Source organism: Pseudomonas sp. GQ91, assembly GCF_059758795.1.
Map to the genome: position 1 here is coordinate 152281 of NZ_JCAXED010000005.1, position 16068 is coordinate 168348.

Annotated in this window: 13 protein-coding genes; 1 reads left to right on the top strand and 12 read right to left on the bottom strand. The window is 61.6% G+C overall.

The genetic code is table 11. The features are described 5' to 3' along the window. Positions 1-6: 6 nt before the first annotated feature. Positions 7-1557, top strand: a complete 1551-nt coding sequence (locus AC6CIA_RS09280) for an ABC transporter permease (protein WP_498311781.1) — start codon at positions 7-9, stop codon at positions 1555-1557. Between the two features lie 109 nt (positions 1558-1666). On the opposite strand, the gene AC6CIA_RS09285 is transcribed toward AC6CIA_RS09280, so the two are convergent. From AC6CIA_RS09285 to AC6CIA_RS09340, 12 genes are all read right to left on the bottom strand, one after another. Then, positions 1667-3601, bottom strand: coding sequence for a methyl-accepting chemotaxis protein (locus AC6CIA_RS09285; protein WP_498311618.1), 1935 nt, complete (start codon positions 3599-3601; stop codon positions 1667-1669). A gap of 139 nt (positions 3602-3740) precedes the next feature. Then, positions 3741-5030, bottom strand: a complete 1290-nt coding sequence (locus tag AC6CIA_RS09290) for an adenylosuccinate synthase (protein WP_498311619.1) — start codon at positions 5028-5030, stop codon at positions 3741-3743. A 54-nt stretch (positions 5031-5084) separates the two neighbouring features. Continuing rightward, entirely contained in the window at positions 5085-6272 is a 1188-nt protein-coding gene (locus AC6CIA_RS09295) for an ATP phosphoribosyltransferase regulatory subunit (protein ID WP_498311620.1), read from the bottom strand. A gap of 296 nt (positions 6273-6568) precedes the next feature. Then, entirely contained in the window at positions 6569-7435 is an 867-nt protein-coding gene (hflC, locus tag AC6CIA_RS09300; protein ID WP_498311621.1) for a protease modulator HflC, read from the bottom strand. After that, a complete protein-coding gene (gene hflK, locus AC6CIA_RS09305) occupies positions 7435-8610 on the bottom strand; it encodes an FtsH protease activity modulator HflK (RefSeq protein WP_498311622.1) in 1176 nt (391 codons plus the stop codon). The genes hflC and hflK overlap by 1 nt, the downstream gene beginning before the upstream one ends. Positions 8611-8706: 96 nt before the next feature. Continuing rightward, positions 8707-10008, bottom strand: coding sequence for a ribosome rescue GTPase HflX (gene hflX, locus AC6CIA_RS09310; RefSeq protein ID WP_339532274.1), 1302 nt, complete (start codon positions 10006-10008; stop codon positions 8707-8709). 12 nt (positions 10009-10020) lie between these two features. Further along, positions 10021-10281 carry an RNA chaperone Hfq gene (hfq, locus tag AC6CIA_RS09315; RefSeq protein WP_040063849.1) on the bottom strand — a complete coding sequence of 87 codons (261 nt, stop codon included), beginning with the start codon at positions 10279-10281 and terminating at the stop codon, positions 10021-10023. Between the two features lie 96 nt (positions 10282-10377). Continuing rightward, on the bottom strand, positions 10378-11349 hold the full coding sequence (miaA, locus tag AC6CIA_RS09320) for a tRNA (adenosine(37)-N6)-dimethylallyltransferase MiaA (protein WP_498311623.1): 972 nt from the start codon (positions 11347-11349) through the stop codon (positions 10378-10380). Beyond that, positions 11349-13262: a DNA mismatch repair endonuclease MutL gene (gene mutL, locus AC6CIA_RS09325; RefSeq protein ID WP_498311624.1), complete on the bottom strand. Its 1914-nt coding sequence runs from the start codon at positions 13260-13262 to the stop codon at positions 11349-11351. The genes miaA and mutL overlap by 1 nt, the downstream gene beginning before the upstream one ends. Continuing rightward, positions 13262-14683, bottom strand: a complete 1422-nt coding sequence (locus AC6CIA_RS09330; protein ID WP_498311625.1) for an N-acetylmuramoyl-L-alanine amidase — start codon at positions 14681-14683, stop codon at positions 13262-13264. The genes mutL and AC6CIA_RS09330 overlap by 1 nt, the downstream gene beginning before the upstream one ends. A 15-nt stretch (positions 14684-14698) precedes the next feature. Beyond that, complete coding sequence (gene tsaE, locus AC6CIA_RS09335; RefSeq protein WP_498311626.1) at positions 14699-15169, bottom strand: tRNA (adenosine(37)-N6)-threonylcarbamoyltransferase complex ATPase subunit type 1 TsaE; 471 nt, start codon at positions 15167-15169, stop codon at positions 14699-14701. Continuing rightward, on the bottom strand, positions 15157-16017 hold the full coding sequence (locus tag AC6CIA_RS09340; protein WP_498311627.1) for an NAD(P)H-hydrate dehydratase: 861 nt from the start codon (positions 16015-16017) through the stop codon (positions 15157-15159). Before AC6CIA_RS09340 ends, tsaE begins: the two co-directional genes overlap by 13 nt. Positions 16018-16068: the final 51 nt, after the last annotated feature.

The window sequence follows — 16068 nt, forward strand, 5'->3', positions numbered from 1 at the left end:
ATCGCTATCCACCCCCGCCTTGCGCGGGGGTTTAGTCGAAGGCGCAAACGCCCTTCGATCTGGCTGCTGCTGCCCGTATTGCTGCTGGTGGGCTTGAGCCTGTTGCCACTGCTGTATGTCGGCCTCAAGGCCTGGCAGGCCGGCTGGGCCGAGGCCGTGCATTTGTTGTGGCGGCCTTATGTTTTCGGACTGCTGCGCAACACCTTGGCCCTGATGCTCGGCGTGACCGTCGCCTGCGCGGTGATTGGCCTGTCCCTGGCCTGGCTGCTGGAGCGCAGCAATCTGCCGGGAAGACGCCTGTGGGGTGTAATCCTGTGCCTGCCGTTTGCCGTTCCGGCTTTCGTCAGCAGCTTTACCTGGGTCTCGCTGAGTGCCAGCTTCGAAGGGCTGGGCGGCGCCATCCTGGTGATGAGCTTGTCCAAATACCCGCTGGTGTTTCTGCCGGTGGCGGCGACCCTGCGCAACCTTGACCCCTCGCTGGAGGAGTCGGCGCGCACCTTGGGACTGAATCGCTGGGGCGTGTTTTTCCGCATCACCTTGCCTCTGCTGTGGCCTTCGCTGCTGGCCGGCGCACTGTTGATTGCGCTGCATATGCTGGTGGAGTTCGGCGCTCTGTCGATCATCGGCCTGCAGACCTTTACCACCGCAATCTACCAACAGTTCGAGCTGGAATTCAGCAACGCCAACGCAGCGATGCTGTCGGCGGTATTGCTGGTGATGTGCCTGAGCCTGCTCTGGCTGGAACTGCGGGTGCGCGGCAAGGGCCGACACGTACGTACCGGCCAGGGCGCGGCGCGACGTGCGGAGCAGGTTCGTCTGGGCCGTTGGACGCCGCTGGCGCAACTGTATTGCCTGACGCTGGCGATCATCGGCAGCGGCATTCCGCTCGGAATGCTCGGCTACTGGCTGGCCGTGGGCTCGTCAGCAGCCTTTCCGGTGGCCGAGATAGGCGAGGCGTTGCTGTCATCGCTGGCGCTGTCGCTGGGCGGCGCTGCGCTGTGCCTGGCACTGGCGGTGCCGGTGGGTCTGCTGGTCGTGCGCTATAGCGGCCGACTGGCGCTGTGGGCCGAGCGCCTGCCGTATCTGCTGCATGCCCTGCCCGGCCTGGTGATTGCGCTGACGCTGGTGTATTTCGCCCTGCATTACGTGCCACTGCTGTACCAGACGTCTACGCTGTTGCTGATCGCCTACGCGTTGTTGTTCCTGCCGCTGGCGCAGGCGCCGATTCGTACCGCGCTGAACAAGGCGGCACCGCAGTTGGAAGAGGCCGCGCGAACGCTGGGCGCATCGTCTTTCAGTGCGTTTTGCCGGGTAACCTTGCCGATTATCTTCCCGGCGCTGGGTGCGGCGTTTGCGTTAGTGTTTTTGGACGCCATGAAGGAACTGACGGCGACCTTATTGCTTAGCCCCACAGGACTCAACACATTGGCGACCGCTGTATGGGCGCATACCTCGAATGTGGAATTCGCGGCGGCAGCGCCCTATGCGGCGCTGCTGATTCTGGTATCCGGGGTGCCGGTGTATTTGCTGACCACACGGATGTATCTGAGCCGCTGAAACAGCTATCGCGAGCAAGCCCGCGTCCACATTTGATCGCATTCCTTCAGGATGAACCCGGTCGAATGTGGGAGCGGGCTTGCTCGCGAAAGCGCCAGATCAGGCAACGCTAGGCCCTGAACTGCCCCAGACTGGCTTTCAACTGCGCCGCCAGCCCATCCAGCACCTTGCCGCTGGCCGTCGTCTCCACGACCGCCTGCGCGGCACGCTCGGCCTGGGCGTGAATCACCTCGACCCGACCACGTACCGCATGCGCGCCTTGCGCTTGATGCTCGGCCGCGCGCGTCGCCAGGCCAATCGCCGCATGCACCTGCTCCACCGAGGCCTGCACCGACTGCTGCAACCGCACGCTGTCACGCAATACCAACAAGCCTTCATTGGCTTGGCGACCGGCCTTGCCAATGGTGGCAACCGCCTCACGCGCGCCTTGCTGCAAGGCAACGATATGCGCCTGGATATCACCGGTAGAGCTCTGGGTTTTGCTCGCCAGCGCACGCACCTCGTCCGCCACCACCGCGAAACCACGCCCGGTCTCACCGGCACGCGCCGCCTCGATCGCGGCGTTCAGCGCCAGCAGATTGGTCTGCTCGGCAATCCCGTGAATCACCGTCAACACCACTTCGATTTGCTCGCTTTGCTGGGCCAGCCGCTCGATCACTTTCGCCCCCTCTTCCACCTGCCCTGCCAACGCTTCGATCAGGCTGCCCACCTCGGCAGAGGTTCGAGAGTTTTCATCGGTGGCCTGGCGAATATCCACCACCTGCTGCAGGGCGGCCTGCATGGCATGACTTTCCGCCTGGGCCTCATCAGCCATTTGCGACAACGCCCGCAGGCTTTCAGCCACCTCATCGCGCTGCAGGCCCGCGGCAGCATCGGCGCCGGCATTGCGCAGCGTCAGCGCGCCGATTTCCACGCCTGTCCGCTGGGCCACATCACCCGCCTCACGCACAATCGGCTGCAATTTATCCACAAAACGATTGACCGCCGAAGCCATCGCGCCAATTTCATCCTTGCTGCTGATCTGCACACGCTTGGTCAGGTCGCCCTCGCCAGCCGCCAGATCATCCATCGCGGCAATCAGCAGCTTCAGGCGATTGACCACCCGCCGCCCAAGCACCACGGCCACCAGCAACAGCACCGCAAAACCGACCACCGCCAGGCCCATGCCGATCCGCCAACGTAACGTGCCCGCGGCCTCTTGCACGGCGCCAGAGGTATTGGCCGCCATTTGTGTTGCAGTAAGCTGCGCCGACTGCAGACGCGCGCCCATGGCGGCAGCGCTATCAGCGGCCGCCCCCTTGAGACTGTCGCCGACCAGTTGACCACTGCTGGCGATCAACGCCGCAAAACGCTGATCCAGGGCCGCCAAGTCCGCCTCCACCGACGCGGTGGACACCCCCATGATGACCTTGCCGATTTCCACGCCATTCGGGCTGATGGACGCTTCCAGGTAATACACCGAAGGGTCGTTTTTGGCAGCATTCAGCACTTTATCCAGGGCGCGATCACCCTGGCCCTTTTCCAGCAGCGCCTTGTTGATCGGATTTTGTCGGTTCAGGTAGCGAGTCAGGTGCTGGCCGGCGGGATCGTCATACACCACGAACAATACGTTCGGATTGCGCTGGGCACGCCGGGCGAACTCCGACAAGGCAGGCACATCATTGTCCCACATCGCCCGGGGAGCAACCGACGCCAGCAACTGCGCCATGTCATTGGCGGAGTCCTGCAGGTCTTTTTCCAGGGTTGCACGCAAGTGCTGTTGCTCTTGTTTCAAGCGCGCCGAAAGGCCCGCGGTCAGACGCTCGCGCGTACTGGTTGAAAGCGTCTCCAGACTGGACGTCACTTCCTGGCCCGCCTGGGTCAACTCGCCAGAGAGTTGTTGGCTGTCCGCGCCCAACTGGCGGCCCAAATCGGCCTCCAGCGCAGTGACTGTGCTCCGCGTCAGAGCGACGGCCACCAGCACCTGCACCAAAAGAGCGATACCTAGAGTAACGAACACCGGCCGCAACAGTCGGCTTTGTAACAATGAGAGAACGGCAGACACTGGGCACTCCTCCACCTAACGTGCCATTAAATTGATGGCAGCGCGAAAGACAGAAACATAGCAAGGGTCGTGCCGTGTGCAAGACAGAAACGACAAAGGGCCCCCGAAGGGACCCTTTGCTTTTTACATCAACAGCTTATTAAGCGAACGGGTGACGCAGGACGATGGTCTCGTTGCGGTCCGGGCCCGTCGAAATAATGTCGATCGGCGCACCTACCAGCTCTTCAACGCGCTTGATGTAGGCACGGGCGTTAGCTGGCAGTTCTTCCAGGGTCTTGGCACCCACGGTCGATTCGGTCCATCCCGGCACTTCTTCGTACACAGGCTGCAGGCCCACGTAGCTATCAGCGTCAGTCGGGGCGGCATCATTACCTTCTGCATCTTTGTAGCCGACGCAGATGTTGATGGTTTCCAGACCGTCGAGCACATCCAGCTTGGTCAGGCAGATACCCGAAATGCTGTTTACATCGATAGCGCGACGCAGGATAACCGCGTCGAACCAACCACAACGACGAGCCCGGCCGGTGGTCGCGCCGAACTCGTGGCCTTGCTTGGCCAGGTGCGCACCGACGTCGTCGAACAGTTCAGTCGGGAATGGTCCCGACCCTACGCGGGTGGTGTAGGCCTTGGTGATGCCCAGGATGTAGTCCAGGAACATCGGGCCGACACCCGAACCGGTGGCCACGCCGCCAGCGGTGGTGTTGGAGCTGGTCACGTACGGGTAGGTGCCGTGGTCGATGTCCAGCAACGAACCCTGGGCGCCTTCGAACATGATGTCTTTGCCCGCGCGACGCAGGTCGTGCAGCTCGGCAGTCACGTCCAGCATCAGCGGCTTGAGCAGCTCGGCGTATTCCTTGCACTCGGCCAGGGTCTTTTCAAACTCGATGGCTGGCTCTTTGTAGTAACCCACCAGCATGAAGTTGTGGTAATCCACCAGTTCACGCAGTTTGTCTTCAAAGCGCGGCATGTTGAGCAGGTCACCCACACGCAAGCCCCGACGCGCAACCTTGTCTTCGTAGGCTGGGCCGATGCCGCGACCGGTGGTACCGATCTTCAGTTCGCCACGGGCCTTTTCACGGGCCTGGTCCAGCGCAACGTGGAAGGACAGGATCAGCGGGCAGGACGGGCTGATACGCAGGCGCTCACGCACCGGCACGCCTTTCTCTTCCAGCTTGGTGATCTCGCGCAGCAGGGCGTCGGGTGCAACCACCACGCCGTTGCCGATCAGGCACTGTACGCCTTCGCGCAGCACGCCCGACGGGATCAGGTGCAAGACGGTTTTTTCGCCATCGATGACCAGCGTGTGGCCAGCGTTGTGGCCACCTTGGTAACGCACTACAGCGGCAGCATGTTCGGTCAGCAGATCAACGATCTTGCCTTTGCCCTCATCACCCCATTGGGTGCCCAGGACTACGACATTCTTACCCATAACACTTGTCCTCATTCGCGCAAACTTGGTGCCGGCAGCGGCCGACAGGAAAACTCAAGAAGCCAGTGGCGATACTTGCCAAAGCCCGTTCTGCAAAATCAATTGCCGGTCGCAGTCCGCTTCACGGGCGGCGGCCAATGGCTGCCCAGGCAAAGCCTGGACGACACGCTGACCCTCGCCGCGCAACTGGCAGACCTGCTGCCAGAGTGCTGCGTCCGTACTGTCAGGCATCCAGATACCGCCAGACGGTAACTCGACCTCAGCACGCCCCAGGGTCACCAGGGTTTTCAAATCGGTGGAAAAACCGGTGGCCGGACGCGCACGGCCGAAGTCGGCGCCGATGTCGTCATACCGTCCGCCCTGGGCGATGGCTTGGCCAACACCCGGCACAAACACCGCAAACACCACACCGGTATGGTAGTGGTAGCCGCGCAGCTCACCGAGGTCAAAGTACAACGGCAACTGCGGGAAGCGGGCCGACAACTGCTCGGCAATCGCCAGCACGTCATTCAGCGCCGCCAACACCGGCGCAGGTGCATTCGCCAGACGTTCCCGGGCGGCGGCCAGGACCTCACGCCCACCACACAGGTCTACCAGCGCGCGCAGCATGCCAGCCAGTTCCGCGGGCACACCTTCGGTCAGGGCAATCACTTCATCGATCGCCTTGCGCTGCAGCGCATCGAACAATTGCTGCTCCACTTCACCGGACAAACCGGCGGCGCGGGCCAGGCCACGATAAATACCGACATGCCCCAGATCCATGTGGACATCCGGCACATCGGCCAGTTGCAACATCGCCAGCATCAAGCTGATGACTTCCACATCGCTGCTCGGGCTGGCATCGCCGTACAACTCGGCACCCAACTGGATCGGGCTACGCGAAGACGACAAGGCGCGCGGCTGAGCATGCAGCACGCTGCCGGCGTAGCACAGGCGGCTCGGGCCTTCACGGCGCAAGGTGTGCGCATCGATGCGCGCGACTTGTGGGGTGATATCGGCACGAAAGCCCATTTGCCGACCCGACTGAGGGTCGATGACCTTGAAGGTGCGCAGATCCAGGTCCTGGCCCGCGCCGGTCAGCAGGGATTCCAGGTACTCGATATGCGGAGTCACGACAAACTCGTAACCCCAGCTCTGGAACAGATCCAACACCTGGCGGCGCGCGACTTCAATGCGCGCGGCCTCTGGTGGCAGTACTTCTTCGATGCCATCTGGCAGCAGCCAGCGGTCTACCGTTGCCATTACGCCAATCCCCTATGACCCGGCCAGCCCTTGGGCGAGCCTTGAGTGAAGCAGAAAATCCCCGGCCCTCGCCTAATCCACGCGCAAGAACAACGTGACGAACGGCCTGTAATCGGCCTCGTCGGGCACTTTCCTCGAAAAACCTGTCGCGCCAGCTGAACACAACGACAATCAAACATGCAGACGCAAAAAAGCCGGGAATTTCCCGGCTGCCGCATCATACACCCGTTTTCTCAAAGGATCACCCCGCCGAACGTTTTAGCCGCCCGACGGAGTGAGCTCAGATAAAAACCAGGTTACTTGGACTTTTCCAGGTAGCGGAAGAAATCGCTGCTTGGGTCCAGCACCATGACGTCGGATTTGTTCGCGAAGCTTTCACGGTAGGCACGCAGGCTACGATAGAACGAGTAGAACTCCTGATCCTGACCGTATGCCTTGGCGTAGATCGCCGCGGCCTGAGCATCACCATCACCACGCGTCTCTTGAGACTCGCGATAGGCTTCTGCCAACAACACGCGACGCTGACGGTCGGCATCCGCACGGATACCTTCAGCCAGTTCGTTACCCTTGGCGCGGTGCTCACGAGCTTCACGCTCACGCTCGGTGCTCATACGCTCGAACACGCTACGGTTCACTTCCTTCGGCAAATCGATGGCCTTGACCCGCACATCGACGACTTCGATGCCCAACTCTTTTTCAGCCATCTTGTTCAGCGAAGCGGTGATATCCGCCATCAAGGCATCCCGCTCACCGGAAACCACCTCGTGCAGGGTGCGCTTGCCGAACTGGTCACGCAGGCCCGACTCCAGACGACGCGACAAACGCTCGTCGGCAATCTGCTTGAGGCCAGAGGTCGCGGTGTAGAAGCGCTCGGCGTCCTTGACGCGCCACTTGGCGTAGGCGTCAACCATCACGGCTTTCTTTTCCAGGGTCAGGAAGCGCTGTGTCGGCGCATCCAGCGTCATCAGGCGGCCGTCGAACTTGCGCACCTTGTTGACGTAGGGGATCTTCACATGCAGGCCCGGCTGGACATCCGCCTCGACCACACGACCGAATTGCAGCAACACCGCGCGCTCGGTCTGAGCAACGATGTAGAAGCAGTTCCAGGCAGCGATGACCACGACGACGCCCACAATCAGAGCGGTCAGCGATTTATTGCTCATCAACGACTCTCCCTGGTACGTGTTTGCTGTTGCTGCAAGTCGGCCGCCGCACGGGCGCTCGCTTCATTGGCAGCCGCAGTCGAACTGCTGGACGGCGGATTGCTGCCCCCACGACCACTGTCAATCATCTTGTCCAGCGGCAGGTAAAGCAGATTGTTCTGCCCATCCTTGTTGCCGGTCACGAGGACCTTGCTGGTGTTAGTGAAGACCTCTTGCATGGTGTCCAGGTACAGACGCTCACGCGTGACTTCCGGTGCCTTGCGGTACTCGGCGACCAGGCTGGTAAAGCGATCCGCTTCACCCTTGGCGCGGGAAACCACTTCATCGCGATAGCCGTTGGCATCTTCAATAATGCGCTGGGCCTGACCACGGGCTTCCGGCACGACGCCGTTGGCATAGGTCTCTGCCTGGTTGCGCGAGCGCTGCTCGTCTTCACGGGCACGGATCACGTCATCGAAGGCGTCCTGCACTTCACGCGGTGCCGCTGCGCTCTGTACGTTGACCTGAGTGACGGTGATACCGGTGCGATAAGTATCGAGGAAGCGTTGCAGACGCTCCTTGATCTCGCTGGCCATCAGTTCACGACCTTCAGTCAGCACCTGGTCCATCGCGGTGGAACCCACTACGTGGCGCAGGGCGCTTTCGGTCGCATGCTGCAAGCTGATTTCCGGCTGGTCGACGTTCAGCACGAAGTCCTGCAGATTGCTGATCTTGTACTGCACGGTCAGCGGCACTTCGACGATGTTCTCGTCTTCGGTCAGCATCTGGCCCTGCTTGGTGTAGGCACGCTCACGCGTGACGTTCTCCATGTACTTCTTGTCGATCGGCGGAAAATAGATATTCAGGCCCGGGCCGACGGTCTCGTAGTACTTGCCGAAGCGCAGCACCACGGCTTGCTCCTGCTCGTCGACGACATAGACCGCGCTGTACAGCCACACAGCCGCCAGCGCGACAAGCGCGAGGCCAAGCAGGCCGTAACCACCGCCCTTGCTTGTGCGACCGCCCTCGTCACCACCACGTTTTTTTCCACCACCGAACAACCCATTCAGGCTTTCCTGCAGCTTTCGGAAGGCCTCGTCGAGATCCGGTGGCCCCTTGCGGTCGCCATTATTGCGGCGCTTACCACCCCAAGGATCCTGATTATTCGAGTTGCCACCCGGCTCATTCCAAGCCATAGCGCTCTCCATCTGATAAAGCAAAGACGCACCCACGGCGCGCCGACCAATGCTACAGAATGCCTGCCACAGCGGCACAACCGCTTTCTCAGGCTTTTATTGCAAAGTGTGTTCTTCGATGAACTCCACAGGCTGCAAGCCCTCTCGACTGACCAGCCGATTCAGCTCGGTCCGGGGCAATCGAACAGCCAGCAAGCTGACACCTTCTTCGTCATGTTCTTCTTTCTGTACCGCACCCAGCTCAAAAAACTGTGCACGCAGTCGAGCAAAACGTTGCGGCAAGCGCAAGGTGCCGACAAACAAATCGCTGCCGAGTAGTTCGGCAATGGCTTGCTCCAGCAGCTCCAGGCCACTGCCATCTCGCGCCGACAGCCAGACCCGCTGGGGCTTGCCGTTTTCGTCGCGCTGAATTTGTGGCTCAACGCCTTCAAGCAGATCGAGTTTGTTATAGACCTCGAGGATCGGCAAGTCCTGGGCGCCAATCTCGCCCAGCACCAGCATCACCTGTTCAATCTGCAACATCCTGTCAGGCTCGGCGGCATCGATCACGTGCAACAACAGATCGGAATTGCTCGACTCTTCGAGCGTAGACCGAAACGCCTCGACCAGCTTGTGCGGCAAATGACGAATGAAACCCACCGTGTCGGCCAGGACAATCGGCCCCAGGTCGTCCAGGTCCAGGCGGCGCAAGGTCGGATCGAGGGTGGCGAACAATTGGTCGGCCGCATACACGTCAGATTTCGTCACGTTGTTGAACAGCGTGGATTTGCCGGCGTTGGTGTAGCCGACCAGGGACACGGTAGGAATATCCGCACGCATCCGGCCACGTCGCGACTGCTCGCGCTGGCTGCGGACTTTTTCCAGGCGACCCTTGATCTGGCGCAGGCGGACCCGCAGCAGGCGCCGGTCGGTTTCCAGCTGGGTCTCACCCGGACCTCGCATACCGATACCACCACCCTGGCGCTCAAGGTGAGTCCAGCCACGCACCAGTCGGGTACTCATGTGATCAAGCTGGGCCAGTTCGACCTGGAGCTTGCCTTCATGGGTACGCGCGCGCTGGGCGAAAATATCGAGAATCAGGCCCGTGCGGTCGATCACGCGACACTCGAAAACACGTTCGAGGTTACGTTCCTGACTGGGCGTGAGGGTGTGATTGAAAATCACCAGATCTGCGTGTTCGGCATGGACCAGATCGCGCAACTCCTCGACCTTGCCGCTGCCGATCAGAAATTTGGCGGTTGGCCGATGACGCGGCACGTTAAAAAACGCAACGGTCTCGGCGCCGGCCGAATTTGCCAGCTCCTGAAACTCCTGCGGATCTTCGCGCGCCTCAGGGTCCTGTCCATCCAAGTGAACGAGGATCACTCGCTCACCACCACCGTGGCGCTCAAAGAACAAAGGAGACTCCTATCAGGCGTTACCTGGCTCAGCGTCACCCTGTTCGGTTTCGGTTGCGCTAGGCAGACGAATTGGACGAACCGGCACTACTGTCGAGATAGCGTGCTTGTAAACCATCTGGCTGACGGTGTTTTTCAGCAGGATGACGAACTGGTCGAAAGACTCGATCGTACCTTGCAGCTTGATACCGTTGACCAGATAGATGGAAACCCCAACTTTCTCTTTACGTAAAGTATTCAAGTAAGGGTCTTGTAGCGAATGCCCTTTTGACATGTGCCGCACTCCTTTAAGGATCAATAATAATAAAATCGGAAAAATAGATAGCTTGTGTCCGTCACACCCCCAAGGATAGACGGCAATTGCAAGGACTCAGCTCAATATGGAGACCGTTCCCAAGTATTTCAAGGCGCGTGACAGATTGTCGCAATCCAGACTGTCCAGCCAATGCAAGTCAGTCCAACTGCGTAGCCATGTGAACTGGCGTTTTGCCAACTGGCGCGTGGCAATGATGCCGCGCTCCTGCATTTCGGCTGACGTCAGCTTGCCATCCAGATGATCCCAAACTTGGCGATAGCCTACAGCACGTATCGAAGGCAACCCCGGATGCAAGTCACCTCTTGAACGCAAAGCTACGACCTCGTCCACGAACCCCTGTTCCAACATAATTGTGAATCTTTGTGCTATTCGCTCATGCAGAACCTGACGATTCGCCGGAGCGATGGCCAGATTGGCGACAGTATAGGGCAATTGTCCCTGCCTTGAGGCGCCTGCATCAGTACTTTGCGCAGATTGTTTCAGTCGGTGGGCGGTCATCGTCTGGCCGCTCACTCGCCAGACTTCCAGGGCTCGCGTCAACCGTTGGGGATCATTGGGGTGAATGCGCGCGGCGGACACCGGATCAACCGCTGCCAACTGATCATGCAACGCCTGCCAGCCAAGACGCGCCGCCTCTTCCTCCAATTCGGCGCGCACCCGGGGGTCGGCCGGCGGCATGTCCGCCAGACCTTCCTGCAGCGCCTTGTAGTAAAGCATCGTGCCGCCCACCAACAGCGGAATATTGCCCCGCGCAGTGATTTCGGCCATGGCGGCGAGGGCATCGGTGCGAAAGTCCGCCGCCGAATAGCTCTGCGCGGGGTCGATAATGTCGATCAGCCGATGTGGATGCGCCGCCAACAGTTCTTTCGAAGGCTTGGCGGTGCCGATGTCCATGTCCCGATAAACCAGGGCCGAGTCGACGCTGATCAACTCGCAAGGCAGGACCTTGGTCAGCTCGATCGCCAGGTCGGTCTTGCCGGCGGCTGTCGGCCCCATCAGGAAAATAGCGGGCGGGAGAACGCTCATCAACGACCGCGCAAGAACAATTTGTCCAGGTCATCCAGGCCCATCTGGGTCCAGGTCGGCCGGCCATGGTTGCACTGGCCGCTGCGCTCGGTGTTTTCCATGTCGCGCAGCAAACCGTTCATTTCCGGCAAGGCCAGGCGGCGATTGGCGCGTATCGCGCCGTGGCAGGCCATGGTGCCGAGCAGCTCATTGATGTGCGCCTGGATCCGGTCACTGGTGCCGTACTCCATCAGGTCAGCCAGCACATCGGCCACCAGCCGGTTGGCTTCGGCCTGCTTGAGCAGTGCGGGAATCTGCCGGATAGCCAGGGTTTCCGGGCCCAGGCGCTGCAATTCAAAGCCCAGTTTCTGGAACACCGCGTGGTGTTCTTCGGCACAGTCGGCCTCACGCTGGCTGACCGCCAGGGACTCGGGCACCAGCAGCGGCTGGCCGCTCAGGCCTTCACTGGCCATGGCGATCTTCAGGCGCTCGTACATGATCCGCTCGTGGGCCGCGTGCATGTCCACCAGCACCAGGCCATGGGCGTTTTCCGCGAGAATGTAGATGCCCTTGAGCTGGGCCAGCGCGTACCCCAGCGGCGGCACATCGCCCTGACCGTCGGGCAACGCGGCGGCGCTGGATTCGGCGCCCGGCAACGGCGCGAAAAACTCACGGTAAGCCGCCTGGGCCTCAGCCACCGGCACGGCCGACTGCGGACGTGGGGTGTATTGATACTGGTAGCCGGCACCGGCGCCGGATCCCGGCGCGGGGTAACTCGGCTGGGCCTGGGGCGACTGCAGCAGGTTGGCCGCCAGGCTCATCTCGCCTTGAGGGCCGAACTCACCGGCCTCCGGCCCTGTTGGACGGACAATAGCGGTGGCAATCGGCGCCGACACCTGATCGTCCGGCCGCACGTCGCCGAGGGCGCGGTGCAAGGTGCCGTAGAGGAAGTCGTGGACCATGCGTCCGTCACGGAAGCGCACTTCATGCTTGGTCGGGTGCACGTTAACGTCCACCACCGACGGATCGACCTCGAAGAACAGCACGAAGGTCGGGTGCCGGCCGTTGAACAGCACGTCTCGATACGCCTGGCGCACCGCATGGGCCACCAGCTTGTCGCGCACCGCGCGCCCGTTGACATAGAAGTACTGCAGGTCCGCCTGGCTGCGCGAGAACGTCGGCAACCCGACCCAACCCCAGAGATGCAGACCGTTACGCTCGACCTCGATGGGCAGCGCCTGCTCGAGGAACCCCGAGCCGCAGACCGCCGCGACACGCCGTGCGCGGGCGCTGTCGTCATTGGCTTCGTGCAGGCTGAGGATGGTCTTGCCGTTGTGGCGCAGATGGAAGGCCACGTCGAAACGGGCCAGGGCCAGGCGCTTGATGACTTCTTGCAGGTGATCAAATTCGGTTTTTTCGGCCTTGAGGAACTTGCGCCGCGCCGGGGTATTGAAGAACAGGTCGCGCACTTCGACCGAGGTGCCCACCGGGTGAGCGGCTGGCTGGACCCGAGGCGCCATGTCGCGACCTTCGGTTTCCACCTGCCAGGCCTGTTCGGCCCCGCGGGTGCGAGAGGTCAGGGTCAGGCGCGCCACGGAGCTGATGGACGCCAGGGCTTCACCGCGAAAGCCCAGGCTCATCACCCGCTCAAGGTCTTCCAGGTCACGAATCTTGCTGGTCGCGTGACGGGCCAGGGCCAGCGGCAGGTCATCGGCGGAAATACCGCTACCGTCGTCACGCACCCGCAGCAGCTTGACGCCACCCTGTTCGACATCGACGTCAATGCGCTTGGCACCGGAATCCAGGCTGTTTTCCAACAGCTCCTTGATGACCGAGGCCGGCCGCTCGACGACCTCGCCCGCGGCAATCTGGTTGGCCAGGCGCGGACTGAGCAGCTCGATCCGCGACGTGTCATTCAATATCGATTCGCTCATTACTGCGCCGCCAGTTCAGTGCCAGGAATACTCAATACCTGGCCGACCTTCAGCTCGTCGCTCGTGAGCTTGTTGGCACTGCGCAAGGCTGCGGTCGAAACCTGGAAGCGTACTGCCAGCATGGCCAGCGTATCGCCAGGCTGAACCCTGTGATCGCGGGGGCCCTGGGCGATTTTCCCGGAATCACGCAACCAGGCGATATAGCTCCCCGGCGGAGGGTTTTGCTGGAAGAACTGGCGTACGCCGGCACTGATGGAGCGCGCCAACGCCTGCTGGTGGCTGCGGGTCGCCAGCTTCGACGCTTCGTTGGCGTTGGAGATAAACCCGGTCTCCACCAGGATCGACGGGATATCCGGTGACTTGAGCACCATGAACCCGGCCTGTTCCACCCGTCGCTTGTGCAGTGGCGTCACCCGGCCGATGTTGCTGAGGACCTTTTGGCCGACATTCAGACTGGACGTCAGCGAGGCGGTCATCGACAGGTCCAGCAACACGCCAGCGAGCATGCGGTCCTTGTCATCGAGGGAGACATTGCCGGCACCGCCGATCAAGTCGGAACGGTTTTCACTGTCTGCCAGCCAGCGCGCGGTTTCGGACGTGGCGCCGCGGTCAGACAGGGCAAACACCGAGGCCCCGAAGGCCGCCCTGGATGGCGCGGCGTCGGCGTGGATCGAAACGAACAGGTCGGCGCCCTTCTTGCGAGCGATTTCGGTACGCCCGCGCAACGGGATGAAGTAGTCGCCGGTACGCGTCAACTCGGCACGGAAACCTTTCATGCCGTTGATCTGGCGCTGCAGCTCCCGGGCAATGGCCAGCACCACGTCTTTTTCATGCTGCCCACGCGAGCCCGAAGCACCGGGATCTTCACCCCCGTGACCGGCGTCGATTACCACGATGATGTCGCGTTTGCCGGACGGCGCGGGAGGCGGAGGCGGCAGCTTGACCCGGGGTTGTGCAGGGTTGACCGGCACCGCGGGCACGGTGGCGACACTTGGCGTCGGGGCGGGCGCCGGGGCGGCGTCGGCCGGGTTGTCGAACAGATCGACCACCAACCGGTTGCCATACTGGGCGTTCGGCGCCAGGGAAAAACTTTTCGGGGTGACGACCTTTTTCAGGTCGATAACCACGCGCAGGTCGGTCGGCGTGCGCTGGGCTGATCGCATGGCGATAATCGGCGTATTGGCGGTGGACACCTTCAGCGGCGTGGCCAGGGTCGCACCGTTGATGTCGATGACCAGGCGATCAGGCGCCGTCAGGGTAAAGACGCTGTGCTGGACCGGACCAGACAGGTCGAAAACCAGTCGCGTGTTATCCGGCGCACGCCACAGGCGCACACTGCGAACCTGCGAAGCAGCCAGAGCATTGACAGTCATTGCCGTAAGCAACACCCCTACGACAGCAACCAACGCGCGAAAGCGCATACCTAACCCCACCAATTATTTGAATTCCAAAGCCAGAGTGGCGCACCACAACTGGCCGCGCGCGCTCTGGGGCAACAATTTCAGCTGACGTCCATTGTTATGCGAGGTAATGGTAATGGTCAGGTCCGGCTTTGGCAAAAAGCCTGTGCCTTTATCCGGCCACTCGATCAGGCACAGGACGTCCTCATCGAAGTAATCGCGAATCCCCATGTACTCCAGTTCCTCAGGGTCTACCAGACGGTAAAGGTCGAAATGGAAGGCCCGCACCCTTCCTATTTCGTAGGGTTCGACCAACGTAAAGGTCGGGCTTTTCACCGCACCTGCATGACCCAGGCCGCGAATAATGCCCCGGGACAACGTGGTCTTGCCCGCTCCCAGGTTACCTTCAAGAAAGATCAACCCAGCCCCGGCCGTGACTTGGGCGACGCGATGACCGAAGGCGACCGTAGCCTCTTCATCAGCCAGAAACACCGTTACTTCAGACACGGAGACTGCTCCTCCAGTAATTGACGAATGGCGGGAATCAGATCGCTGGCGGCCAAGCCACGCCCAAGCGTTCCCTGGCGATCGCCTGCGGTAGCGTGCAACCACACCGCCAGGCAGCTTGCCTCAAAGGCTGCCAGCCCCTGGGCCAGCAACGCGCCCACCAGGCCCGCCAACACATCCCCCAGACCCGCCGCAGCCATGGCCGGGTGGCCCTGATCACAGCGCGACACGCGACCATCGGGGCTGGCGATCAAACTGCCAGCGCCCTTGAGGATGGTCACCGCATTGAATTTCTGACTCAGCGCGCGCGCCACCTTAAGGCGGTCAACCTGAACCTCGGCTGTCGAGATCCCCATCAGTCGCGCGGCTTCTGCGGGATGTGGAGTGATCACGCAGTTGGCCGGCAAACGCACATGGCCTGCCGCCAACAGGTTCAGCGCATCGGCGTCCCAGACCTGCGGCTGCCGGGCATTGGCGGCCACGGAAAGCAGACTTTTGCCCCAGGCCGCCCCGCCGAGTCCCGGCCCCATGACGATCACCGAGACTTTTTCCAGCAGCCCCATCAATTGATTGGCCGAAGACACGCCCAGCGTCATCGCCTCCGGCAAACGCGCGAGGGCGGCCGGGACATGTTCACTGCGGGTAGCGACGGACACCATGCCCGCTCCGCCGCGCAGCGCGCTTTCGGCGCTCAACAACGCCGCGCCACCGAAACCATGGTCGCCGCCGATCACCAGCACATGGCCAAACTGGCCCTTGTGAGCGTCCGGGGAACGCCCGGCGAGTCGCGGTAATTGCCCAGGCAACAACTGCTGGACGTCGGTTATTTCGTGTTTTGTCTGCGGCATACGTCTTCAAGCTCCGATGTCTGGCAGAATTATACGCATCTAACTTGCGGT